Here is a 22,358-nt window from a genome sequence, read left to right as displayed (position 1 = left end):
CCGCACCGCACTTGGTGTGCGGGCCCTCGCCTTCCCTGTGGTCGCCGACCTGCGGATCGTCTTCGGCTGGGGGGCTACCTCAATATGCGCGGTCATGAACTGAAAGCCGCGGCAGCAGCGGTCGGCTTTGGCACCGAAGTCTCCCTCGCCTATCTCTGCGGCAAGCTGAAGCTCCTGATGGGGACGGTCTGCGGCCTGGCCATCGGGGGGAAGATATTGTTCCCTCTGCTCAAGGACTCCAAGAAGTTTGCGACGAAGTCCTGTGAACATTCGGATAGGCACTGCAGCTTTGCCGACCCGTCAGGTGGTCACGAAGGAAACGCTCGGCTGGGAATTTCCAGCCGAGCGCCTGCCAAGAATACTCGCCGCTGACCAACTCTGCCCCGTGCAGCGGCGACTCTTGGAATCCGCGTACAGCGTTTACCTCACAGGAGGATCCGACGGGCTGCTAGCCGGTCCGACGGCAGCGGGCTCAGGTCCTGTTGGCCAGTTGCCGAGCGAAGCCGTCGCGCTGTACCAGAATGCAGCACCTGCCACCGCAGTCACCCAGCCAGCTGCCTTAGCGACAGGCAAGCTGTCGGCGAACTGGGCGCTCGCAAGCAGGAGTAGTGCGAGGAAGAGAAGCCCGTACGTGCCTCGCAGGAACGGGCTCTCGGCTCTTGTGCCTACGACCAGGCTCAGGGCCAGGAGTGCGAACAGGGCCAGGAAAAGGCCCGCCGCGTTTGCTGCGACCTTGCTGTCTATGCTTGTCCAGGCGAACCAGAAGGCGCCCAGGCCCGCGAAGGCCGTGCCGTTGAACGGGGAACCTTCGTGGAACGCCAGAACGCCCGAAACAAAAAGGGCGATGCCACCGACGTAGGTGGCGATAGTGATCGCATCGGCTGCCGTGACGCCGTTGATTACGCGAGTGGTTCCCAGGCCGAAGGCCAACAGAGTGAGTCCAAGTGCGAGATGGCCGAGAGCAGATGTGGTGGTACCCCTCGCCGAGCCGTCGTAGTGCATGGTCGAGTCCCTTCATTCCTATTCGTGGAACATCTCAATTAATCTTTACGTACCCTTTGTTCGCCTTTCGTATCCTTGTTAGGGATTGCGGGCGATCCCGGCGATTCCTGTACCGAGCAGGCGACGTCTTGCGGTCGAGGGCGGAGCTGTCGGAGGCCCCCCTGCGAACCGGGTATTCAGATCGCGGCTTTTCGGACACCCCTCAGGCGAGGGTGGCGCGGCCGCGGTAATGGGGGCGGGGAGGGCGAGTTGGCCGTCGCCGATAAGCGTTCCATGCCTGGCCCTCTGCACGGCCTTCCTCCTCCAGCTCGCTTCCCCGTGGGCTGCTCACTGCCGAGGAGTCCTGCCTCATCCTCCGGGACGGGGCCCAGTAGTCCCGCGCCTTACCCGTGATCTCCTCCTTTTGTTCAATGCCTGCCCGCACGGTTCCCTCGGAGATTGCGCACCATATCGGCACGACATTGCTGCCATCCCAGGCAACGGTGGCAGGCAGCCGCAACCCAAGGTGGATATGGCATAAGCGTCCATACTGGGCATTAGATGACCAAAAACTGACAAGTATACGCAAGGCGTGGCCTTTTCTGTGATCCCCTTCTCCCGTTTCGGTTCCTCAGCTTCTACTCTTGGTATAGGTGCATCCCCTGCCGGTTGCCCTCGCCCCGACGCTGGCGCCGCCGGGAGTCACGAAAGCGGCACTGTCTCAGGGATGCTGACGCGAAAAGTTGAGCCAGTGCTGTCAGGCCGTTCGTGGTGATGGGTTGTCAAACGCTACGCCTGCGCCGATCGACCCGAGCGCATGCTCTACGTCCCCAAGTACCGCGCCAGCCTCGTCGATCCCTACCGCGAGCCCCTGCGCAGAGGCTGAGCTGCGGACGCAACACTGACGCGCTGACGAGCTGGATCGCCCGGGTTCGAGCAGCCGATCTTCCCTATCTGCATGCCTTCACCCGGGGCGTGGACCGAGACATCGGCGGCGCGATCACCGGGATTACGCTTCCGTACCGCAACGGCCCCCACCGAGGGCGTCAACACCAAGACCAAACGGATCGCACGCCAGATGCACGGACGAGCAGGCTTCATGCTCCTTCGGCACCGCACCCTCCTCGGATAGCAGCACGCTCCGCCACCACCGAAAGTGAGACAGGGCCGTCTATGGGAGCCGCCTCGTCGGGGAATCAGGTTGCGAGGCATCGTCATAGGGCGGACGCGATCTAAGAAGGCCGCACCTCCGCCCGGTGAGTGCGCCAGGCGCCGGTCCAGCTCGACATCCAGATCCTGCTGCCCGTCGGCGCTGCACGTGCCCGGCCCAGCTCCACTATCCGGCTTGACCAGCCACGACCACCCCTTATCAGAGGACTTTCCGACATCCCTGCCCGAGGGGGTGCGCGCCGTGGGTGACTTAGAACGGGCCGAGGAAATCGACCGGTAAGCAGGAACACAACTGCTCCTCCTGGCTCACCGCTCCCAGTGCTCATGGAATCGAGCCCGGCTGATTGCGAGGTTAGACAATGACGAGTACCAACGAGAACAGCAGCGCAGGCGAAGTGGTGGGACAGGAAGCTGGTCCTGACACGTACCCGCCGACCGTCACCTGCCCGTCCGACGACTGCTACCAGTCCATCACCGACCCCGCCATGGCCGGGTCCATCGCGTTCGACGGGAAAGGCAATGCCTACGTCAGCACCTTCGACGGGAACTTGTTCAAGCTGGACCTGGCGCTTGGCAGGCGGGAGAACGAGCCGCCTGAGCCGCCCGAGCTGATCGCCTCCGGCCTGAATGGCGACAGTCAGCACACCTGCATGGGTCTGGCGTTGGACGGGAAGGGCAACGCCTACGTCGTAAATGGCGCCCGGCAGTTGTGGCGGGTGCCGCTGGACGAGCAGCCCCCGGAGCTGATGGCCACCGGCCTTGATGCGCAGGGCAGCCCGTCAGACGTGGCGGTGGACTGGGCAGGCGAGTACGCCTACGTCATCACCCGCGACGGTGTGCTGTGGCGGGTGCCCCTGCACGACGGGGGACAGAGGAAGCCGGTGGCCACCAGCCTCGGCACTGCGGACGGTGTGGTGCTGGACGGGGACGGTCGCAACGCCTACGTCGTGAACCGGGCCGGTGTGCTGTGGCGGGTGCCCCTACCCGCCCTGGACAGTGATCAACTGGCGGTGCCGGAGCAGGTGGGCACGAAGATTCCCGGAGGCGGCCTGGGTGTGACGCTGGACTGGGCCGGCCAGAACGCCTACGTCGTAGGTCGCGGTGGCGCGTTGATCCGGGTGCCGTTGGACGGTGGGCCCCAGCAGCAGGCGGCCACCGGTCTCGGCCATCATTTCCGACCGTGGCGTTGGACCAGAAGGGCAACGCCTACGTCGTCCGAAGTGACCAGCGAGCCATCGCTCTTGCATGTGGCGGATTGACGGTGTCGCGTTGGCGGCGCCGGTACCATCGTTGTCGACACCGGCGCCGGGTGCGCATACGGGGCAGACCGTGAAGTTCAGCGGTTATGCCCCGGGAGCCACCGGGATCCTCGTGCAGGACCTCCACGGCACTCCCGTGGGTTCCCAGACCGTGCGCGCAGACACCGGCTACTGGGCCTGGGCCCTGGGCGAGAACCTCCTGAACGTCGATCTGGCCGGAGGCAGGTCGGACCGGTCTCCCGCCGGGGCCTGCCCTGGGATCCGGGCGCGCACACCCTCCAGTTCGTGGCCATCAACGACATCGGCGTCACCGCCCCGACCGCGATCACCTTCATCGTCCGATAACTGAACCGGCGGATTCCATCGGTGATTGCGAGTCACCTGGTCAATGGGCTTGTGAGGCATTTTCGCTTGGCCTCGGATGGGGTCCTGTCGCCAAGGACGAGGCGAGGGCGCTGGTTGAGCTGACGGGCGATTTCGCGAAGGTCGTGTGCGGAGTGGGCAGACAGGTCGGTGCCCTTGGGAAGGTACTGCCGCAGCAGGCCGTTCATGTGCTCGTTGGTGCCGCGCTGCCAGGGCGGGTGGGACTCGCAGAAGTAGATCCGGAAGCCTGTCAGCGCCTCGATGTCCTCGTGCAGGATCAGTTCGCGGCCTTGGCCCCAGGTGAGGGTCTTCTTCAGCTGGGGCGGAATGTGCGCGGTCTGCGTGATGAGCGCGTTGCGGACCTGCGGGGCCTTCCAGCCATGGGGCAGGTGGATCAGGTGAACGTAGCGGGTGGTGCGCTCGATGAGAGTGCCGATCGCCGAGCCCTGTCCACGGCCGATGATGAGTTCGCCCCCCAATGCCCGTCAATTGTGCGGGTGTTGACATCGCCCGGACGGTCGTGGATGAGCGTCATGTTCTTGATCTTGTTGAGGGTGGGGCAGCGCGGCGCTGCTTCTTGCGGCGGGTGCGTCCGGTGCGGAGTTTGGCGTCGCGGCGGCCCAGGAGGCCGAGTTCGCGCACGGCCACATACGGCCCCGCGAAACCGATACCCGCGCTCACCACCGCGCCGGCGACCACCACACCGGTCCGCACCCGCTGCATCCTGCGGGCCCTATGGCCAGGCCCCGATTCACATGCGGACGGCGGAGTGGCTGTCGTGCAGGGCGAGGGCATCCGGCGGGGGCCACACCTATACCAGGACACGACGGGAGGTTGGAGGGACCAATCGGTGAAGGAGAGCGCTGCTGAGCCACCATTCTTCCCCCTTCCTCACCGGGTGAGGGCTTCACGGCGGTCTGTGCCGGCCCATGCACCGGGCGGGAGCGGCCCGATGATGCCTTGCACCATTTCTGACCGGAAGGAACAGCGCCATGACCACCTACGATGCGGCATTCTCCGCGCCGGCAGTCCAGTCCCCTTGGGACAGCGGAGGCCCTTACCCGGCCAGCCTGTACTGCATCTCCGGTAACTCCTACGACCGCTACTCCTGGACCGGCACCAACCGTCCCTGGTTCGGCGACGCGCCCGACAGTCCCAGAGGAATGCTCCTGGGGAATGTAACCGGTAACCAGACCACGAACGGCCTGTTGGGCCACTGGAACCCCTGGACCTCCGTCGACGCCGCCCTCTGCGTGGACGTGAACAACGTCTTCCTGTTCAAAGGAAACGAATGCATCATCCTGCCCCTCAACCAAGCAGGCAACTACAAAGACACCGACCCCACGCCTGAAACACACACCGCCGTCACCGACCCCGTCCCCATCGCCACACAGTTCGGATACACGGGAACACAGGACACGGCAACCTTCCCCCTCACCAAAGTCGATGCAGCCTTCCTCACCGCAGGCGGCACCAACATCTGGTTCTTCGGCGGCGACCAGTGCTACTGCATCGACGCCCTCACCCACACCCCCGAAGACCACTTCAGCAGCGGTGGAGCCCCCATCACCCTCCCCATCCGCCAACAATGGCAAAACCTCCCCGACGACCTCAAAAACGGCCTCAACTGGGCCGCACCCACCCTCAACAGCGACGGTGTCGTCCAAGACAGCGCATGGCTCGTCAACAACAACGACAGCGTCACCAACTGGTGCAACGTCATTCCCAGCAAATTCACCAGCGCCCCTGTATCCGGCGGCAGCCAGTGCAGCCAACCCGGCGACCCCACCTTCACCGTCCCCTCCGGCGTCACACAGGTCACTGTCGAACTCTGGGGGCCCGGCGGCAGCGGCGGTGGGAATGGGGACTACGGCGGCAAGGGCGGCCAGGGGGGTGCTGGCGCCTACCTCAAGGATGTCATGACGGGGAACATTCCAAGCCAACTCACCTTCCACATTGGTGCCCCAAATGACCATACCCGCAACGCCGCTACGGTCAGCGCCGCCAACCTCATCGCCGCCGGAGGCGGCCACGGAGGTGGCGGCGGCCGCAGCATTGACGGCGGCCGTGGAGGCGCCGGCGCTGGGTACGCCGGCGCTGGGTACGCTGACGACCCACACCTGCGCGGTGGCGCCCCCGGCGATGCGGGTCAGGGGGCTGGGGGCTCAGGCGGAGGCGGCGGCGACGGCATCACCGGTGGGGCTGGAGGCATGGCGTACCAAAGCACTGCCGCACCGGGCGGCAACGGCTGGGGGAGCAGTGGCACTAGCCCCAGCTCCGGTGGTGGCGGCGGCAGCGGCCCCGGAGCCGGAAGCGGCGCCGACGGCCAGTTCGCCGGTGGCGGAGGCGGGGCGCGAGGTGGAATCGGTCACGGCGACGGCAGGGGAGGGGGAGGCAACGGCGGAGGTAGTACAGGAGGCAGCACCAACGACACCGGCGGAGGTGGTGGAGCCGGAGGCAACGGCTGGGGTGGAAACGGCGCCGGTGGCGGCGGTGGTGGTGGTGCCGGTGGTGGTGGTGGCAGTCAAGGCTGGAGCTACCTACGAGACCCCGACAACACCCACTACGACGGAGGTAATGGCACCAAACCTGCTGGAAACCCTCCCGGCGAAGGGACATCTGTCGGTGGACAGAGCGGAGGCCCTGGGGGCAACGGCGCCGCTCGCATCACCTGGTAACCCTTGCAGGGCCGAGGGTCGCCCAGACTGCAAGCCTACAGGCCGGAAGGTCTCCTCCCCGGACGGCCAGGGGCACTGTTCCTCCGGTGGCGTTTGCGGGCCCACGGCCAGCGGCACCGCCGCACGACCCCGTCGATCTTCACGGAGACATCCTTGGACGGGTCCTTGCGGACGGTCGGGGCGGCCCCGTTTCCAGGCGTCCGTATGTCAGTTCACTCTCCTCCGTGTCGGCAATCCGGGAGCCCCGTTGCGGGACTACGAAAACGGTAATTGTGATAGTTCAACTGCGGCCCGGGTTGGGCTGCTGCCAGGCTCGGCGTTGGCGTTCCGGCATGACCCGCATGGTAATTGGCGGCTCGTCAGAGCCTGCCGTTCCCCCGAGATGTCTGCCGGACGTCGGCGTCGGCCTGGCCCACCTCGTTGGCTTGATCAGCAGCTTGTCCGCCATTTCGACGTGACTCATCACAGTTATGCCGCGCGGTGACTCCACCCAGGCCGGCGCCGACCACGATCGTCCAGCCGCAAGGAGAACAACCGCATGACCATGCTTGCAGAACGAGTCGACGGCGTCATCGGCGTCGACACTCACCGAGACACCCTGGCCGCTGCGGTCGTCAGCCCCATCGGCGCTGTCCTGGCCACCACGGATTCGCCTGCCAACGCCCGCGGCTACCGCCGCTTGCTGGACTTTGCACGCCAGCACATCCCCGGCCGCCGGTGCTGGGCGCTGGAAGGCGTCGGCAGCTTCGGCGCCGGCCTGGCCACATTTCTGGACCAGGCCGGGGAACAGGTCGTCGAAGTCCTGCGCCCGAAACGGGCCCCTGACCGGGGCGGACGCAAGACCGACATGATCGACGCCATTCGCGCGGCGAAGGACGCGCTCGCCGCCGAACACCTCATCCAGCCTCGAGTGCGAGGCGAACGCGAGGCCCTGCGCGTGCTGTTGGTGACCCGCCAGGGGGCAGTCCTGGCTTCCACCGCCGCGATCAACCAGCTGAAGAACCTCATCGTGTCCGCGCCCGATGACCTCCGTGCTGAACTGCGCAAACTCAAGCGTCCGGCCCAGATCAGCCGTTGTGCTCAACTCCGGGATCGCCCGGCGCAGTGCATCGAGCGGCGCATGACGGTCCGGGCCCTGCGCTCTACCGCCCAGCGGATCAAGGCTCTCCAGGCCGAGGCCAAAGAGCTTGAAGGCGAGATCCTCGGCATCGTGCAGCAGTTGGCCCCCGAACTGCTTGCTCTGCTGGGAGTCGGGCCCATCACAGCTGCTCAGATCCTGGTCAGCTGGTCGCACTCCGGACGTTTCCGCTCCGAAGCCGCATTCGCTGCCTTCGCCGGTGTCGCACCGATCCCTGCGTCGTCCGGACTGACCAACCGGCACCGGATCAACCGCAGCGGCGACCGGCAGCTGAATCGCGCACTACACACCATCACGCTGATCAGGATGCGACTGGACCCTGCGACCAAGACCTACGTCACCCGCCGCTCGGCCGAGGGCAAGACCTCCCGAGACGCACAGCGGTGCCTCAAGCGGACCATCTGCCGTCAGATCTTCAAGCTCCTCGAACACTCGCACCGGAAGACCTCCACAGGCTTAGAGATCTCCCCTCAACAGCTTGACGCGATATAGCAGCCTCTGTGACGTTGTTCAGCGGCCCCGGCGGGACGGTTCTGAGCGACCCCATTTGGTGGGTCGCTCGGGTGCATTGAGGGGTGGTGGGGTGACCGGCGCAGTGGCTCCACCCCGCCACGGGCTCTTGCGGTGAGACGTTTCCTGTGGCTACCGGCAGGGGCGGTGCTGTGGGTGTCTTTGTCCGGGCAAGAGCCGCCTGGTCCGCGACCGGCGAGGGATCGGACCCATGGCTATTTCCTGCTGTCGGTGTTGGACCGCTCGGCACTTGAGGGGCCGCTCCGGTATCCGAAGTCGGGGCGGCGGTCTTCATGAGCGCTTCTTGCCCAGATTGTGCGCAAACGATGGCGGCGGGCGGCTGGGTGCTTGGGGGCTGTTGTGCTGGAGGCATGAACAGCACGCACAAGTCCCGTTCCCGTTCTCCTCACCGCCCGGCCCGCTATGCCCTGAGCGCGGTTGCCGCAGTCGCCGCGCTCGGCCTCACCCTGGTCGGCTGCGGCGGGAAGGGCTCCGGCGCCACGGACGAGGGGAAGAACCAGACGCCGAAGAGCATCGGCACGAAGGTCCTCTGGCTGGGCGATTCCATCGCGGGTGCCGAGGCTCCCGCCCTGGGCGCGGCCCTGAAGGCCAGTGGTGTGGAGTTCAAGGATTCCTCTTCGGACGGTGGGGGCACGATCGTCGACGGCGGTGAGGAGATCACGCGGATGATCTCCGGCGACACCTGGAAGCAACTGACCAAGGACATCGAGGCGTTCCGTCCCACCGTGGTCGCCTACCAAGTCACGACATACGACTGGGGAAGCCAGGACCAGCAGCGGGCTGCCTACAGGAAGGTCGTCGACACGGCCAAGGGCGCCGGAGCCAAGGTGGTGTTCGTTTCGTCCCCGCCCATCAAGATCGACGGGTTCTACAAGCAGCACGAGGCGCAGTTGCGTACCGCTTCCAAGGTGGCCTCGGAAGTCGCCGGGAGGAGCGGTGGCACGGCGGCGTTCTTCGATGCCTCCCAGGTGTGGGGCACTGATGCCTCGGCGGGGAAGGCGCAGCGCGCCGCGGACGGGGTACACAACTGCCAGCAGGGGGCCGCCGCCTTCGCCAAGTGGTTCGCCGGGAAACTCGGCGCGCAGGAGCGCTTCAAACCAGCGTCGGTGGACACCTGGGCCCAGAAGTCCTGGACCGGCAACGAGCGCTACAGCAAGCTCCGCTGTGCCGCGTGACGAAGCGGCCGACTTGATGCCTCCGCATCTCCCGTCACCTGTGCCTGTGCCTGTGCCTGTGGCTGCGCCTGCGCGCGGCCCGACGCCGGCCCGGCACCGCGAGGCGCGCCCCGGCGGCGTGAGCCGTGCGCATATAGCCGCCCTCGACGGGCTGCGCGGGTTCGCGGTCGCGGCCGTGCTGCTCTTCCACGCCGGGCATCTGCCCGGCGGGTTTCTCGGGGTCGACCTGTTCTTCGCGCTCTCCGGGTTCCTGATCACCGGGCTGCTGCTCGGCGAGGCGACTGCGCGCGGCCAGATCGCCCTGGCCGCGTTCTGGAGCCGCCGTGCCCGCCGCCTGCTGCCCGCTCTCAGCTGTGTGGTGGTCGTGACCGTGGTGGCCACGTGGGCGTGGGGGAGCACGGAGCAACTGCGTTTCGCGCTCGACGACATGCCCTGGGTCGGGACGCAGACGGTCAACTGGCATTACATCACCGAGCAGATCGGCTACTGGAACGCCTCCGATACCCGCGTCTTCGCCCACCTGTGGAGCATCGGCGTGGAGTGGCAGTTCTACCTGGCCTGGCCACTGGTGGTGGCGGTGGCCGCCCGGTGGCGGTGCGGTGAGCGGATCGTGGCCTCACTGGCCGGGGTGGGTGCCCTCATTTCCCTCGCCCTGACCGTCTCGCTCGGTGCCGCGGTGGACACCACTCGCGCCTACGAGGGCACTGATACCCGGTGTGCCGCCCTGCTGCTCGGGGCGCTCGTGGCCACCGCGCCGGTGCGCAACCTCGTACGCCGGGTGCCGCGCCGCGCCGCCGACCTGGTGTGCCTTGCCCTGGGCTGTGGGCTGGCGGTGGCGTGGGCGGTGACTGAGGGTGAGAAGGCGCCGCTGCTCTTCCAGGGCGGGCTCTTCCTGCACTCTGCGACCGCGGCCGCGTTGATCGTCCTGATGGCCCAGGTGCCGGACACCTGGGCGGCACGGGTTGCGGGCAGCCGCCTGCCGCGTGGCCTGGGGATACTGTCATACAGCCTGTATCTGTGGCACTGGCCGGTGTACCTGCTGTTGTTGCCGCGACTGTCGGTGCTCGGGGACTGGGGCGGGACCGTCCTCGCGATCGGGGTTTCACTGGCCGCCGCCGCGATGACGAAGCGGTTCGTCGAGGATCCGGTGCGGTGCCGGGCGGGGTGGGCGCGTGGCAGGCGCGGTGTGATCGCGGTAATCGCGGTAGCCCTGGCGGGAGCCGTCCTGTGGGCGGCGGTGCCCGAGCCGGTGCCGGGGGCAGGCACGGTCGATGTCAACCAGTTGAGGTGACCCCAGAACACGCCGTGCACGCCACACCCCCGCGCGCCCGTAAAGTGGGCAATCCATCTCATAGCTCACATAATGCAGGAATAACATGCGCACCGTGGAAAGGGCCCTTACATGCCCCGTGTCTTGCTGATCGAGGACGATCCGGCCGTGCGCCGCGGTGTCGTCTTGGGCTTATCCCGCAACGGGCACGAGGCCGAGGCGGTCGGCACCGGCGAGGACGGTCTTGAGGCCCTGGTCGCCATCAAGCCCGACCTCGTACTCCTCGATCTGATGCTCCCCGGCATGAGCGGCCTGGAAGTATGCGGCCGCATCCGCGAGACCAGCCGGGTTCCCATCGTGATCCTGTCCGCGCGCGGCGACGACCTCGACGTCGTGATCGGCCTTGAGGCGGGCGCCGACGACTACGTCGTCAAACCCGCAGGCGCCGCGGTCATCGAGGCCCGGCTGCGGGCGGTGCTGCGCCGCGTGGCCCCCGCCCAGGCTGCCACAGGCGCCGGGCAGACCCAGGTGGGCGATCTGGAGATCGACCGCGGAGCACTCATCGTCCGCAAGCGCGGCCAGGAACTCCCTCTCGCCCCTTCCGAGTTGAAGCTGCTGCTCTTTCTCAGCGCCGCACCGGGGCGGACCTTCAGCCGCCAGCAGTTACTCGAGGACGTCTGGGAACACAGCTACTACGGGGACGCCCGCCTGGTCGACGCCTGCGTGATGAGGCTGCGCGCCAGGATCGAAGAGGACCCGCGCCGCCCGGTGTACGTCCAGACCGTACGCGGCTTCGGCTACCGCTTCGGCCCACTGCCCGCATGAAGCTCGCACCGCGCCGCGGCCTGAGCCCGCGCCTGGTCTTCGCCTTCGTCCTGGTCGCCGCGCTCAGCGCGCTGATCACCGCCGCGCTGACCTTCCGGCAGGCCCGCAGCGCGATCTTGGACCGCACCCAGAACGGCGCCGTCCACGATCTGCGCCTCCAGATCGACTCGCTCGCTCCCAACCTTCCTGCCGACCCCACCGAAACGGACCTGCGCGCCTTCGCGCGCCAGCTGGACCGTGCCTCGGGCTCGCACGGCTGGCACACGGCCGTCTCCCGCGATGGCGGCCCGCTCATCGGCACCGCGCGTCACGTCAGCAGGTCCCTGCGCGACGCGACAAAGAGCGGCGACACCACCTTCTACGAGCGTGCGGAGCACACCGCCGGCCCCCGACTGCTGATCGGCATGCCGATCAGCTACACCGACCGGCGCAAAGAAGCGGAAGAACCGTCGGGTCTTGCCGCCTTCGCCGTTCTGTCGCTGGACGGCGAACGGGCCGACATCTCCGCCCTGATCACCGCGGCCTGGGCAGGCGCCGTCCCCGTGCTCGCCTTCGCCGTCGTGCCCGCCTTGTTCGCGGCCCGCCGGGTGCTGCGGCCCGTACGGCAGCTGCGTACGGCCGCCGAGAAGATCACCTCAGGCGCCCTGGACACCCGCCTGGACGTCGTCGGCAAGGACGAACTCGCCGCGCTGACCGGCACGTTCAACACCATGGTGGCCGCCCTGGAGCGCAACGACGCCGAGCTGCGGCACATGGAGGCCAACGCCCGCCGGTTCGCCGCAGACGTCTCGCACGAACTGCGGACCCCTCTCGCCGCGATGGCCGCCGTCACCGACGCCCTCGACGAGGACGCCCGCTCCGGCACGCTGCCTCCGGACACAGCCGACGCGGTCCTCCTCATCAGCGACGAGACCCGCAAGCTGACCGGCATGGTCGAGGAGTTGATAGAGATCTCCCGCTTCGACGCGGGAGCGGCGGTGTTGCACCTGGACGACGTGAGTCTGCGCACCATCATCCACAAAACGCTTCACCTGCGCGGCTGGCGCGAGCCGGACGAGGTGATCACCGAGCTTGCCGAGGACGACCTGCGCATCCGGGTCGACGCGCGGCGCGTCGACGTCGTCCTCGCCAACCTGATCGGCAACGCCCTGCGCCATGGCGCCGCCCCCGTCACGGTCCGGGCGAGGGCCACGCAGGAGTCCCTGGTGATCGATGTCGCCGACGACGGCCCCGGCATCCCCGACGAGGCCCTGCCGCATATCTTCGACCGCTTCTACAAGGCGGACGCCGCGCGGGCCCGCTCCGCAGGCAGCGGCCTCGGACTTGCCATCGCGATGGCGAACGTACGACTGCACCACGGCACCCTCACCGCTGCCAACGCCCCCGATGGCGGCGCGGTGTTCACCATCACGCTCCCGCGCACACTCCGGCTGGAGGACCAGTCATGAAGCGCCAGATCACCCTCGTAGCCGTGCTGGGTGTACTTTCGGCAGGCTGCAGCATTGGTTCCACTGGCCCAGTCCGAGCCGGTGTCCCGGCGTCCGGCCTTCGCGAGCCGGGATCCGCGACCCACCATGCCCAGCTTTACTTCGTCAGCCCGCACGGCATCCAAGCCGTCACCCGCGAGGTCGATACATCCGCAACCCCCCAACAGGCACTCGACCTGCTCCTCGAAGGCCCCGACGCCGCCGAACGCGCCCGTGGCCTGATCACCGAGGTGCCCCCGATACACGGGCGGCTGGTCGCGCAGACCACCGACGATGCCGTGGATCTGCACCTTCCGACGGGGGTGGCACACATGACCGACGGCAGCCTCGGGCTCAGCCAGATCATCTGCACCGCAGCCTCCGCCCAGGCAACTCACGGCACACAACTCCCCGACGTAGACGTACGGGTCTACGAGCAGGGCTACGGGACGCCGTGGACCGTTCGCTGCAACGCGGCGGGAAACGTCGTTCCCGTGCCCGAACCTGACCTGAACCGGCTCTGACCCGAGTTCCGGACTCTAACTCGAAAATGAAGGATGAGCTCAGGTCAGCGAGTGGCTGGCGGTGGGGTTTCATGCGGCCGCGATGGGTTCGAAGCGGACGGTGAGGCCGAGTCGGTTGGCTTTTTTGGTCATCCGGCGCATGGCGCGTTCGGGGTCGCGGCGGGTGAAGTAGGCGGTGCTGAGGTCTTGGTAGCGGGTCTTGTTGCGCAGGATGTGCCAGATGGCGACGGCGAGGTTGTGCATCACCGCGACCAGGGCCCGCTGCCTGCCGCGGCGGGCAGCGATCCGCCGGTAGTAGGCGCTGAGGTAGCCGTCCTTGCTGCGGCTCACCGACACCGCGGCGATGCCCAGCAGCGGTTTGAGGTTGCTGTTGCCGGGGCGGGTGTGGCCGGACTTGGTCACGGCCGGCGGATTCGTGGTGGCCGGGGCAGACCCCGATCCAGGAGGCAAGGTGCCAGGCGGTGGCGAACTGGGCCATGTTCCCGCCGGTCTCGGCGATGATGATCTGAGCGGCTGCGGGGCCGATGCCCGGGATGGAGTCGAGGTTCTCCACATCCGTGTTCCGTTCCAGGCGGGCCAGCAGCGTGGTGATCCGCGCATCCAACTGGCCGACCGCGGTGGTGAGGTGGTCGAGCGCGCGAGAGGCGCGTGCATGGCGAAGGAGACCAGCAAGTCAGTAGGGGACGTACTGGAAGGTCAGGAGGCTGTCGCCGGTGAACACCGACGAACTTGACTCCGTTCCGTTCGGAGCGGAGCGCAGGGTACTGAAGATCCAGACCAAGCTGCACTGTTGGGCCCGTGATGACCCTCGCAGGTTCGGTGATCTGTTCAACCTCGTCGCCGATCCCGCGTTCCTTCTGGTCGCGTGGGACCGGGTGCGGGACAACAAGGGAGCCCGCACGGCCGGAGTGGACGGGCGCACGGCCCTGCTCGGTCGCGGTGAAGTCGCGGCCGATCAGGTCCGGGGCTTTCGTGGCGGCCGGGTCGGCGATGGTGGTGCGGTGCCGGCGCCGCAGGCGGACTCCTTCGAGGCCGATGGTCCGCATGATCCTCGCGATGCGCTTGTGGTTGACCGCCTGGCCGTCCTCGTCACGGAGCTCGGCGGTGATCCTCGGGACGCCGTAGGTGCCGTCAGACTCCTTGTGTGCCTTGCGTATCCGGGCCGCGAGCCGGTCGTCAGCGGCCTGGCGGGCCAGGCGGGCGGGGGCGGTGCGGCGCCAGTAGTAGAAGCTTGAGCGGGCGATGCCCAGGATGTCGCAGAGCCGCTTCACGCCGTATGGGCGCTGGTGATCCTCAACGAACTGGCAGCGGTTCACCAGCGCGTCTCCGTCGCGAAATACCGGGCCGCCTTGTGGAGGATGTCGCGTTCTCCTCCAGCTCGCGGATCCTTTTGCGTGCGGCGGCCAGCTCCGCCTGAACCGCGTCACCGCCAGGCTGGGGCGCGGCCGCCGGGGTCGCCGAGTGGGCGCCCGGACGCCGCCCGTCGGCGGCCCTGATCCAGTTCCGCAGCGTCTCGGTATTCACTCCGAGGTCGGCGGCAACCGACTTGATCGTCGCTCCCGGACGCGACCGGTACAACGCGACCGCATCCGCCTTGAACTCGGCGGGGTAGTGCTTCATCCCCACAGGGACTCCGTTCTCTTGGACCATCAAGATCCAAGTCTCTCCGGCGTCCAAACTCTAGGATCAGGCCCCCCGTTCGACGCGGTCGATGCCGTGCGCGGTGAAGAAGGCGTTGGCCCGGCGGAGGAATCCGGCGCAGGTGGCGGCCTTCTCATCGCCGTGGATCTCGCTGTAGGCGAGGCGGGTGTGGTCGTCGACGGCGGAGTGGATGTAGTCGAATCCCATGCCACTGCGGGTGGCTCGGCCGGCTTGTCGGCCCAGGACCTTGTGGTCGGCGCCGTTGGGGATGCGGCCGAGTTTCTTGACGTCAACGTGGATGAGTTCGCCGGGCCTCTCGCGTTCGTAGCGGCGGATGACCTGCCCGGTGGGCCGGTCCAGGAAGGCCAGGCGGTTGAGGCCGTGCCGGGTCAGGATCCGGTGGGTGGTCGAGGCGGGCAGGCCCAGGATCGGGCCGAGACGTGCGGGCCCGAGCTTGCGGTCCTGGCGCAGGCGGCACACCCGGGCCTCGGTCGCTGCCGGGCTGCGGTGCGGCGTGGTGCGGGGACGGCTGGAGCGGTCGTACAGCCCTGGCTCGCCTTCGGCCCTCCAGCGGCGAACCCACTTGTGGGCTGTGACGCGCGAGATTCCCATCTCGGCTGCGACGTGCGCGACCCTCGGTCCGCCACGTGACCATTTTGTGGCCGTCGAACTTGGGCTCGTACCACCAGCCAGCTCCTCTGGGCAGCTTGGCCACGGGCGCGGCGAGGGCGACGTCGACGGGATACTCCACGGCACAAGCCTCCGGCCGCTCGCGAGGGTGCGCGCGGCGGACTGCTCGGGGGGTGCGCCGCGCGCTGCGCCTGCCGGTCGGTAGCCGACTGCTGCGCACCCGAACCAACCCACGGGTGCTACCACCCTGCTACCTTTTGAGTATGACTTCCGCGAAGAGGCAGACGCAGGTGCGGCTGGAGCCCGACGTGCTCGCCGCCGGCAAGGACGCCGCGGCCGCCCGCGGCCTGGACTTCAACAGGTACGTCGAGCGCCTCATCATCGAGGACACCACCGGCGCCCGCGCCGCCGGCATGGCCGCCGCACAGTCCTTCATCGACCACCACGGCGCCTACCTCGACGACCTCGAGCAACAACTCGACGCACCAGATGAACGGCTGCAGCCGGGCGCCGCGGCGTGATCCTGCACATCGACGAGTCCTGGATCCTCGAAGTCGCCGAGCGAGCCGGCAGCCGCGACCCGGGTGTGGACGACTACGGGGTGCCCGTCGCCGCCGTCGCCCGGCACCGCGGCGAGCTCCTGGACCACCCCGTCTACGACGGCCCGTACGCCCGAGCAGCTGCCCTGGTCCACACCCTGGGCCGCTGCCGGTGGCTGGAACGCTCCAACCTGACCGTCGCCTGCGCGACCGCCGTCATGTACCTGGGAGCCAGCAACATCCCCGTCAACCCCACGCGCGAACAGCTCACCGCGCTCGCCCACGAACTGAGCAACTCACGCTGCACCACCGCGCGGATCGCCGCCTTCCTACGCACCTGGAAGCCCTGATCCGCCCGTCTCTCAATCTGCGGACAGACCGGGGCTGAACTTGATGTCGCGTGGGCGATCCGGCAAAGGGTCTGGCCTGGCAGCAGATCCGCTCCCATCAGGATGTTCCCCTCGGACAGGCAATCGAAGATGCGCCGGCGCTCATCTTTCATCGCTTGCGTGTCACGGCGTTCCGGGACGGGCTGCGGCGGGCAGGGCGTGCGCGGCGGCCTCCTTCGCGGCGATCAGTGCTGTGGTGTCGTGTCGGTGAAGGCCACGCCACCAGACCAATGCCCGGTGGCAGCGGCCGGAGTTCTGCTGCTCGCTCGGGGTCATTCTCGTGCGCAGCGTGTTCTTGGCCGGGCGCGCGCAACGGTTGTGCGGCCGGGGGATTGTCAGTCGCGACGATCATGATGGCCCGTATGGCGATCACGATGACGAATTCGCACTGACGTGGACCGACCCAGAGGGCAAGCGGCACGGGTCAGCCGTCGGCTACGACGAGGCGAGCGCGCAGGACGAGCAGCAGCGCCTCAAGGCGGTTGGCTGCACCGACATCTTCGGGTGCCGAGTTTGCGCAGGTAGAGCACGGTGGCCAGGACTCTATCGGCCGTGGTCAGCTTGTCCTTGGCACCTGCGCCGCGAGCCCGGACGCGCTCGCCTCCTCGCTGCTGTCGCCGCCCTTGCTCACGTAGCTCGTCCAGTTCCCGGTCGAGTTGGTTGACGAGTTCGGCCAGCTCCGATTCGGGCTCCCCGGTCAGCTCCGGGTTGCGCAGGAACCCGGAGCAGGACTGCGGGGACAGGCCGCCGACTGATTGCGGGGTCTTGGCTGTGGCGGTGTCTCGACGTGAGGGGTGAAGGATGTAGTTCCAGTCGCCGTGGAAGCGGTGCCGGTGCATGGACAGGGCACCGATGTCGCTTTCGGTGACCTTGATGCCGGTGTCGTAGGTGTCCGGGTCGAGTTCGGCGTGGACAGTGAGCCCGGTGTGGGTAGTGGTCGCCGCGATGCTCTTCACGATGACGTCATGGCTGGTCAGAGGACGGCCGCGCCAGTTCATAGAGATGTGGGAGAACAGCCGGTGCCTGATTTTGTTCCACTTCGAGGTGCCCGGCCAATGCCGTTGTTTGAGCTACTGAAGCATTGCCGGGCTGAGGGTGATCACCTTGGCGGGGACCCGCCGGGTGGGGCCGTGCTGCTGCTTCTTGACCGAGGGCGAGTATTTCGAGTCCGGGCGTTTGAGGACCCGTGGCGCACTACGGCCGCGGCGAGGCCCCGGTGTCGAGCTTGCGGCGGATCTTGACCTCCAGCATCGCCAGGAATGCCCCGACGGCCGAGACGGCGTCCTTGGTTTGCCGGATCACGCTGCGCCGTATGTGCTTGAGAACCTTGACGAAGGAGATCCGGTGCGGGTCGATCCGCTCGCCGTCGGCGACCCTCATGATGATCCCGCTCAGGCAGTGGTGCACCACCAGATGCGCCCAGACCTCCTGGTGCACCAGCGTCGGAGTGGCCGAGCGCAACACCTGCGCGGGTCCACGCTGGAACGTCTTGACCTGCCGGTAGGCCGATTCCGCCTCCCAGCGATCACGGTAGAGCGAGGCCAACTCCGCTGCTGGGTAGGCATTGACATCAAGCAGATCGCTCAAGAGTCTGATCAGCTCGCCGCCGTCGACCCGGTACTCGACGACCCGGACCGTCACCCCGCCCGGATGCGGGGCCCGCTGCCCACCCAGGCTCACCCGCCCCAGGTAGCTCCCGTCCGGCAGCACCTCAAGCGGCCGGGAGGCGACCGTCGCCCGGGCCCGCAGTAGCAGGTGCGCCCCGCCGCAGGTGAACGCTTTCCACAGCTCAACCCCGGGGAAGTTGCGGTCCATGATGACCAGTATCCCGACCGCAGAGGAGGCCAGCTGCACTGCCAACTCCCGCTCGCCGCCGTTGAAACCGCCGATCCCGGCATCGATCGAGGCGCGCGTGCCGGTCTCGGTCAGCGTCACCACCCGCACTTGCGGGAAGCTGGCCGGCGCGCCGCGCGCGTCGCTCGGCCCGCCGAAGAACTCCCGGTTGTCCTTGTTGTCCGGCAGGTCCAGTACGAAGCCGTCGACGGCGGCCAACCGCATCCCGCGCCAGAACGCCGTGCCCACCCGGGCAGGGGCCACCCGTCCGCACACCCGACGGAACACCGCCTCCAACACCTCTGGCCCCGGGCGCTGCCGGGCGCGGGTGAACGAGGCCCGGTTCGGGATCGTCTCGTCCATTCCCTCCAGCGCCCCGGACCAGGTTCTCCGCGACATCGTCGTGGGAGTCCTGCGCGAACAGCGCCAACGCGAGCGTGAAGTAGACCATGAACCTCGGCGAGAGAGCACCCGGCCTCACCCCACCGCGGCCCCACTTGGCCAACACACCGTCCACCAACTCCGGCGTCACCCACGCGGTGAGCGCACCCAGCCGCACGTCATCGGATCGCCCCCATCCCACGGATGCATGACGTGTCAACGCCTGGCGAGCCGAATACCTCCCGCCCACCGTGAACTGATGACTGGTCAAACAACGGCACTGGGTGCCCGGCGGCATGTGGCAGACCGTGATGTTCAGGCCCGTCTCGGTGGCCAGGGCGGCTAGGGCCTGTGTGATGTCGTGATCAATCGGCGGTTTTCACCAGGTCGTCGATCCAGATCATGGCGGCGCGGAGGTGAAGGCCGGCGAGGTAGCTGTCTGGGTTTTGTCGTAGCGGGTGGCGATGCCTCGCCAGGCCTTCAGCTTGTTGATCAGGCGTTCGACGGTGTTCCGTTCCTTGTAGAGGTCGGCGTCGTGACCGACTGGCCGGCCGCCTCGTGATGCCTTCTTCTTCCGGTTGGCGGCCTGGTCCTTCTTCTCTGGGATGACCGCTTTGATGTTGCGTCTGCGCAGGTAGGAGCGGTTGCCGTGGGATGAGTAGGCTTTGTCGCCGGTGACCGCGCCGGGTTTGGTGCGGGGGCGGCCAGCGGGCAGGCGGACTCTCACCTTCGCGAGCACGTGCTTCTGTGCTGTACGTGGTGCGGGCTCCGGCCGGGGTGAGGGGGAACGCCTCACGTTCCAGAGCTGTGGTCACGGTCTTCTCCATTCGGTTGTGGTAACCGGCCCGCCACCTCACGCAGGGGCGGGTCACACGCGTGACCTCGTTGCCCGCCGAACGGTTGGCAGGCCGTGGACCTCGACGACGACACCACCGCCGAAGACTCAGGGATGCAGAGTGAGCCGACCCCTTGACCCAAAGGTTGATACTGCAGTAGACCTTTGATCGCATGCTTGAAATGGGCAACTACCTTTATTTGAGCAAGATCTGAGGCGGAATCATGGCCTCCATCACAGCTTTCAAGATCTCTCCCTGTTTGGGTTGATCTCGACCACATGGGCACGCAAGCCCCCTCCCCGCCCAAGCGGGCAGGGCAGTTCAGTGCGCCCGAATTTCCAGATGCTCGAGATACGGGGACATATGTCTATCGGCACGATCAACAGAACCCGCTCCGCCCGGAGCGCCATGCTCATCTCTGCTCTAACCGCAGGCGTAATCTTCGCGGCCGCCTCTGGGGCACAAGCCCAGACCCCGGCACCACAGGACCGCCCCGTCACCGTCGCCGTACAGCTCGACGAGGGTGGCTTCACCCAGCAGGAGCAGGAGCAGGAGCAGGAGCAGGAGCAGGAGCAGGAGCAGGAGCAGGCCAGGGCCTTGGCGGGGGCCATGGACGAACTCGGCGTGAGCGAGGCACAGTTCGCCGACATTCTGGACGTCGTCGTCAACGGCGCCGCGCAGGCCGATGGCCTGCCCAATCGCCTGGCAGCCCTGCCCAGTGCGCCGACTGCCGCGCAGACGGTAGAGGCCGTCTACCCCGGCAACACCCAGGCGCAGAAGGCCATGCTGCCGCTCCTCGCCAATGACGAGGTCCGCTACACGGCGCTTCGCGGTCTGGCCGGACGGTCGGGAGAGCAGAGCCCGGCGGTGGCCTTCGGGTGGTGGGACGAGACGAAGTTCTACGTCACGTGCGGCGCCGCCATCGCAGGCGTGTTCATCTCGTTCGTTCCTGCCGGCTCCAGCATCAAGGTCGCGCGTGCGGTGGCACTGTTCAAGAGATACGGCCCGAAGAAGACCGCGAACATCATCTGGCGGTTTGTCCACGGCAAGCACGTCGGCTCCAGGGAGCGCGAGGCCGTGAAGGCGTTCATCGGCATCACGGCCATTAGCAACGCATGCTCCCGCTAATCGTGTTCAAGGTGGTCCAATGACGATCGAATACATTGCCTACATCGTTCTGGCGGCCGAGGTCATCCTCATGGTGTGGTCGCGGTTCGGCACAGAGCGGCGGCACTGGAAGCACCACAAGAAGGAAGGGCCGGCCCCGGACGAGCGGGATGACCAGAGCCTGGTGCCGCTGGTGACCTATGCCGTCGCGGCGTTGGCGCTGGCCCTCGGCGTGGCATTGAAGCCTGTGGAGTGGAGCCTGCCGACGGTCGGCACGTTCGCGCTCTGCGGCATTCTCATTCCCGCATTTGCCGCAAACTCGATCATGGTGATGGCCACACGAGGGCACACGCGGACGCTCGCGGTGTGGCAGCAGGCGCTCGGGTATGCCGTCGCGGCAGTGGGGGGAGCCGCCTCCGTCGGGCTCGTGTAAGCCAGACAAGAAGGCCTGCCGGCCCGCTCCCCACCAGGGGCGGGCCGTCACGATACTGCGATGATGGGCGTGGATGCGGGAGACGCGACACTCGTCGGCGCGGACCGTCGTGCAGCCTCGTAGTGGTGCGCGCGCCCTCCACGCCACTTCACCCACGCCGGGTCGTCGAGGAGCCCCTCCGCATCCGGCAGCCCGGCACGGCGCAGGAACTCGATCACGTCCGCGTCCGAGTGCGCGAGGCCGAGGATCCGCCCCCGCACGACCACCCGCCGGCCGCCGCTACCGAGCGGCGGGTGCACGACTATCGGAGCGCTCGCCATGTCTCCAGAGTGCGCCGCAGTGGTCACTCCAGCACCCCGAGGTCGGTGTCCGGTCGGCAGTGCGGGCACGCCTTGATCTGGTCCACCGTGAGTCCACGCCACGCCTGCTCGCGTGTGACACCGCGCGACCGCTTCCCCGCCATGTGGCAGACGCCGACGTGGACGTACACCGGGGCGCGTCCGTCGAGGCCCTGCTCGATGAGCCAATCCGGGGCAGCGGCCGGGCCCGCTCGCCGCGGATCCGTTCGGCCTGGCGCCGTTCCGCGTCCGAGATTGTGATCTAAAACTCACGATCATCGTTGACACCTGGGTCTCCGATCACTAGGAGATCCACATGTCGAAGACGCCCTCTCTGACCGTGAGGCGAAGCGGCGCCTGGCCGCCATACGTCATGTCGAAGAGGTCAGCGGCAACGTCGCCCTGTCCTGCCGGTACTTCGGGATCAGCCGGCAGACGTACTACCGCTGGCACCGCCGCTACAAGCCCGAGGGCATCGAGGCTTGCGCACCCGCTCGAGGGCACCGAAGCACAGCCCCAATGCCACCCACGTCAAGGCCGTCGGGAAGATCATCTACCTGCGACAGAACTACCACTTCGGGCCCGAGAAGATCGCGATGTACCTCAAGCGCCACCACGATGTCACGATCAGCAAGTCGGGGGTGTGGCGGATCCTCGACCGCCTCGCCATGGGCCGGCTGCCGACCTCTCAGCGGTACAAGCGCCACGACCGCAGAGGGAAGCGGTACGAGAAGCAACTGCCCGGCCCCCGCGTCCAGATCGACGTGAAGTTAATCGAACCACTCGCCTCGATGGCCCCGGGGATGCCGCGGCGGCCAGACTCCCTACGAACGCCTCAAGCAGCAGACCGC

21 protein-coding genes and 7 pseudogenes are annotated in these 22,358 nt (G+C 67.5%); 14 read left to right on the top strand and 14 right to left on the bottom strand.

All coding sequences use genetic code 11. The annotated features are described in order from the left end of the window. Positions 1 to 420 precede the first annotated feature (420 nt). Positions 421 to 1,002: a GPR1/FUN34/YaaH family transporter gene (locus tag OG302_RS42735; RefSeq protein WP_371750442.1), complete on the bottom strand. Its 582-nt coding sequence runs from the start codon at positions 1,000 to 1,002 to the stop codon at positions 421 to 423. 760 nt (positions 1,003 to 1,762) lie between these two features. On the opposite strand from OG302_RS42735, the pseudogene OG302_RS42730 reads away from it, so the two are divergent. Further along, a pseudogene (locus OG302_RS42730) lies at positions 1,763 to 2,113 on the top strand (transposase); the annotation flags it as partial. A gap of 397 nt (positions 2,114 to 2,510) precedes the next feature. After that, complete coding sequence (locus OG302_RS42725; protein ID WP_371750441.1) at positions 2,511 to 3,410, top strand: hypothetical protein; 900 nt, start codon at positions 2,511 to 2,513, stop codon at positions 3,408 to 3,410. 377 nt (positions 3,411 to 3,787) lie between these two features. On the opposite strand, the gene OG302_RS42720 is transcribed toward OG302_RS42725, so the two are convergent. Both OG302_RS42720 and OG302_RS42715 read right to left on the bottom strand, forming a co-directional pair. Continuing rightward, entirely contained in the window at positions 3,788 to 4,252 is a 465-nt protein-coding gene (locus OG302_RS42720) for an IS30 family transposase (RefSeq protein ID WP_371750440.1), read from the bottom strand. 52 nt (positions 4,253 to 4,304) lie between these two features. Further along, complete coding sequence (locus tag OG302_RS42715) at positions 4,305 to 4,496, bottom strand: hypothetical protein (protein ID WP_371750439.1); 192 nt, start codon at positions 4,494 to 4,496, stop codon at positions 4,305 to 4,307. Positions 4,497 to 4,765: 269 nt separating this feature from the next. Here OG302_RS42715 and OG302_RS42710 point away from each other — a divergent pair, with 269 nt between their 5' ends. The 7 genes from OG302_RS42710 (at position 4,766) to OG302_RS42680 (ending at position 13,380) form a co-directional block, all read left to right on the top strand. Next, complete coding sequence (locus OG302_RS42710) at positions 4,766 to 6,451, top strand: hypothetical protein (RefSeq protein WP_371750438.1); 1,686 nt, start codon at positions 4,766 to 4,768, stop codon at positions 6,449 to 6,451. Between the two features lie 538 nt (positions 6,452 to 6,989). Further along, positions 6,990 to 8,081 carry an IS110 family transposase gene (locus tag OG302_RS42705; protein ID WP_371750437.1) on the top strand — a complete coding sequence of 364 codons (1,092 nt, stop codon included), beginning with the start codon at positions 6,990 to 6,992 and terminating at the stop codon, positions 8,079 to 8,081. 389 nt (positions 8,082 to 8,470) lie between these two features. Beyond that, on the top strand, positions 8,471 to 9,295 hold the full coding sequence (locus OG302_RS42700) for an SGNH/GDSL hydrolase family protein (RefSeq protein WP_371750436.1): 825 nt from the start codon (positions 8,471 to 8,473) through the stop codon (positions 9,293 to 9,295). 133 nt (positions 9,296 to 9,428) lie between these two features. Then, positions 9,429 to 10,586 carry an acyltransferase family protein gene (locus OG302_RS42695; protein ID WP_371750466.1) on the top strand — a complete coding sequence of 386 codons (1,158 nt, stop codon included), beginning with the start codon at positions 9,429 to 9,431 and terminating at the stop codon, positions 10,584 to 10,586. Positions 10,587 to 10,697: 111 nt separating this feature from the next. Beyond that, positions 10,698 to 11,390 (top strand): response regulator transcription factor, encoded by a 693-nt coding sequence (locus tag OG302_RS42690; protein ID WP_371750435.1) that lies wholly within the window; start codon positions 10,698 to 10,700, stop codon positions 11,388 to 11,390. Next, complete coding sequence (locus OG302_RS42685) at positions 11,387 to 12,838, top strand: sensor histidine kinase (protein WP_371750434.1); 1,452 nt, start codon at positions 11,387 to 11,389, stop codon at positions 12,836 to 12,838. Before OG302_RS42690 ends, OG302_RS42685 begins: the two co-directional genes overlap by 4 nt. After that, positions 12,835 to 13,380: a hypothetical protein gene (locus OG302_RS42680; RefSeq protein WP_371750433.1), complete on the top strand. Its 546-nt coding sequence runs from the start codon at positions 12,835 to 12,837 to the stop codon at positions 13,378 to 13,380. The genes OG302_RS42685 and OG302_RS42680 overlap by 4 nt, the downstream gene beginning before the upstream one ends. 69 nt (positions 13,381 to 13,449) lie before the next feature. Here the strand turns inward: OG302_RS42680 and OG302_RS42675 are convergent, their stop codons facing one another. The 5 genes and pseudogenes from OG302_RS42675 to OG302_RS42655 all read right to left on the bottom strand — a co-directional run. Further along, a complete protein-coding gene (locus tag OG302_RS42675; RefSeq protein WP_371750432.1) occupies positions 13,450 to 13,782 on the bottom strand; it encodes a hypothetical protein in 333 nt (110 codons plus the stop codon). A gap of 46 nt (positions 13,783 to 13,828) precedes the next feature. Beyond that, positions 13,829 to 13,933, bottom strand: a pseudogene (locus OG302_RS42670) (transposase); the annotation flags it as partial. 511 nt (positions 13,934 to 14,444) lie between these two features. Further along, positions 14,445 to 14,651 (bottom strand): annotated as a pseudogene (locus OG302_RS42665) (IS3 family transposase); the annotation flags it as partial. 22 nt (positions 14,652 to 14,673) lie between these two features. Next, positions 14,674 to 15,000 carry a transposase gene (locus OG302_RS42660; RefSeq protein ID WP_371750431.1) on the bottom strand — a complete coding sequence of 109 codons (327 nt, stop codon included), beginning with the start codon at positions 14,998 to 15,000 and terminating at the stop codon, positions 14,674 to 14,676. A 75-nt stretch (positions 15,001 to 15,075) separates the two neighbouring features. Next, a pseudogene (locus OG302_RS42655) lies at positions 15,076 to 15,714 on the bottom strand (helix-turn-helix domain-containing protein); the annotation flags it as partial. Positions 15,715 to 15,914: 200 nt separating this feature from the next. On the opposite strand from OG302_RS42655, the gene OG302_RS42650 reads away from it, so the two are divergent. Beyond that, positions 15,915 to 16,172: a hypothetical protein gene (locus OG302_RS42650; RefSeq protein ID WP_371750430.1), complete on the top strand. Its 258-nt coding sequence runs from the start codon at positions 15,915 to 15,917 to the stop codon at positions 16,170 to 16,172. Further along, positions 16,169 to 16,540 (top strand): fic family toxin-antitoxin system, toxin component, encoded by a 372-nt coding sequence (locus OG302_RS42645; protein WP_371750429.1) that lies wholly within the window; start codon positions 16,169 to 16,171, stop codon positions 16,538 to 16,540. The genes OG302_RS42650 and OG302_RS42645 overlap by 4 nt, the downstream gene beginning before the upstream one ends. A 512-nt stretch (positions 16,541 to 17,052) precedes the next feature. On the opposite strand, the pseudogene OG302_RS42640 reads toward OG302_RS42645, so the two are convergent. The 4 genes and pseudogenes from OG302_RS42640 to OG302_RS42625 all read right to left on the bottom strand — a co-directional run. After that, positions 17,053 to 17,631 (bottom strand): annotated as a pseudogene (locus OG302_RS42640) (ISAzo13 family transposase); the annotation flags it as partial. A 142-nt stretch (positions 17,632 to 17,773) separates the two neighbouring features. Further along, positions 17,774 to 18,775 carry an IS4 family transposase gene (locus tag OG302_RS42635; RefSeq protein ID WP_371750428.1) on the bottom strand — a complete coding sequence of 334 codons (1,002 nt, stop codon included), beginning with the start codon at positions 18,773 to 18,775 and terminating at the stop codon, positions 17,774 to 17,776. Between the two features lie 58 nt (positions 18,776 to 18,833). Then, a pseudogene (locus tag OG302_RS42630) lies at positions 18,834 to 19,091 on the bottom strand (transposase domain-containing protein); the annotation flags it as partial. A gap of 67 nt (positions 19,092 to 19,158) precedes the next feature. Then, positions 19,159 to 19,532 (bottom strand): annotated as a pseudogene (locus OG302_RS42625) (transposase); the annotation flags it as partial. Positions 19,533 to 19,971: 439 nt separating this feature from the next. Here OG302_RS42625 and OG302_RS42620 point away from each other — a divergent pair. Both OG302_RS42620 and OG302_RS42615 read left to right on the top strand, forming a co-directional pair. Continuing rightward, positions 19,972 to 20,757: a hypothetical protein gene (locus OG302_RS42620; protein ID WP_371750427.1), complete on the top strand. Its 786-nt coding sequence runs from the start codon at positions 19,972 to 19,974 to the stop codon at positions 20,755 to 20,757. Positions 20,758 to 20,776: 19 nt separating this feature from the next. Next, positions 20,777 to 21,169: a hypothetical protein gene (locus OG302_RS42615; RefSeq protein WP_371750426.1), complete on the top strand. Its 393-nt coding sequence runs from the start codon at positions 20,777 to 20,779 to the stop codon at positions 21,167 to 21,169. A gap of 47 nt (positions 21,170 to 21,216) precedes the next feature. On the opposite strand, the gene OG302_RS42610 is transcribed toward OG302_RS42615, so the two are convergent. Beyond that, entirely contained in the window at positions 21,217 to 21,489 is a 273-nt protein-coding gene (locus tag OG302_RS42610; RefSeq protein ID WP_371750425.1) for a hypothetical protein, read from the bottom strand. A gap of 23 nt (positions 21,490 to 21,512) precedes the next feature. Then, positions 21,513 to 21,659, bottom strand: a complete 147-nt coding sequence (locus OG302_RS42605; RefSeq protein WP_371750424.1) for a DUF6233 domain-containing protein — start codon at positions 21,657 to 21,659, stop codon at positions 21,513 to 21,515. A gap of 136 nt (positions 21,660 to 21,795) precedes the next feature. Between OG302_RS42605 and OG302_RS42600 the strand changes: the two genes are divergently transcribed. Then, on the top strand, positions 21,796 to 22,275 hold the full coding sequence (locus OG302_RS42600) for a helix-turn-helix domain-containing protein (protein WP_371750465.1): 480 nt from the start codon (positions 21,796 to 21,798) through the stop codon (positions 22,273 to 22,275). Positions 22,276 to 22,358 lie beyond the last annotated feature (83 nt).

Source organism: Streptomyces sp. NBC_01283 (genome assembly GCF_041435335.1).
Lineage (GTDB): Bacteria > Actinomycetota > Actinomycetes > Streptomycetales > Streptomycetaceae > Streptomyces.
This window is presented reverse-complemented; position numbering and strand designations above follow the sequence as displayed.

Coding starts and splice junctions, on each gene's coding strand:
- OG302_RS42735 (WP_371750442.1), bottom strand. CDS start 1,002: ATGCACTACGACGGCTCGGCGAGGGGTACCACCACATCTGCTCTCGGC.
- OG302_RS42725 (WP_371750441.1), top strand. CDS start 2,511: ATGACGAGTACCAACGAGAACAGCAGCGCAGGCGAAGTGGTGGGACAG.
- OG302_RS42715 (WP_371750439.1), bottom strand. CDS start 4,496: ATGCAGCGGGTGCGGACCGGTGTGGTGGTCGCCGGCGCGGTGGTGAGC.
- OG302_RS42710 (WP_371750438.1), top strand. CDS start 4,766: ATGACCACCTACGATGCGGCATTCTCCGCGCCGGCAGTCCAGTCCCCT.
- OG302_RS42705 (WP_371750437.1), top strand. CDS start 6,990: ATGACCATGCTTGCAGAACGAGTCGACGGCGTCATCGGCGTCGACACT.
- OG302_RS42700 (WP_371750436.1), top strand. CDS start 8,471: ATGAACAGCACGCACAAGTCCCGTTCCCGTTCTCCTCACCGCCCGGCC.
- OG302_RS42690 (WP_371750435.1), top strand. CDS start 10,698: ATGCCCCGTGTCTTGCTGATCGAGGACGATCCGGCCGTGCGCCGCGGT.
- OG302_RS42685 (WP_371750434.1), top strand. CDS start 11,387: ATGAAGCTCGCACCGCGCCGCGGCCTGAGCCCGCGCCTGGTCTTCGCC.
- OG302_RS42680 (WP_371750433.1), top strand. CDS start 12,835: ATGAAGCGCCAGATCACCCTCGTAGCCGTGCTGGGTGTACTTTCGGCA.
- OG302_RS42660 (WP_371750431.1), bottom strand. CDS start 15,000: ATGAAGCACTACCCCGCCGAGTTCAAGGCGGATGCGGTCGCGTTGTAC.
- OG302_RS42650 (WP_371750430.1), top strand. CDS start 15,915: ATGACTTCCGCGAAGAGGCAGACGCAGGTGCGGCTGGAGCCCGACGTG.
- OG302_RS42635 (WP_371750428.1), bottom strand. CDS start 18,775: ATGGACGAGACGATCCCGAACCGGGCCTCGTTCACCCGCGCCCGGCAG.
- OG302_RS42620 (WP_371750427.1), top strand. CDS start 19,972: ATGCTCGAGATACGGGGACATATGTCTATCGGCACGATCAACAGAACC.
- OG302_RS42615 (WP_371750426.1), top strand. CDS start 20,777: ATGACGATCGAATACATTGCCTACATCGTTCTGGCGGCCGAGGTCATC.
- OG302_RS42610 (WP_371750425.1), bottom strand. CDS start 21,489: ATGGCGAGCGCTCCGATAGTCGTGCACCCGCCGCTCGGTAGCGGCGGC.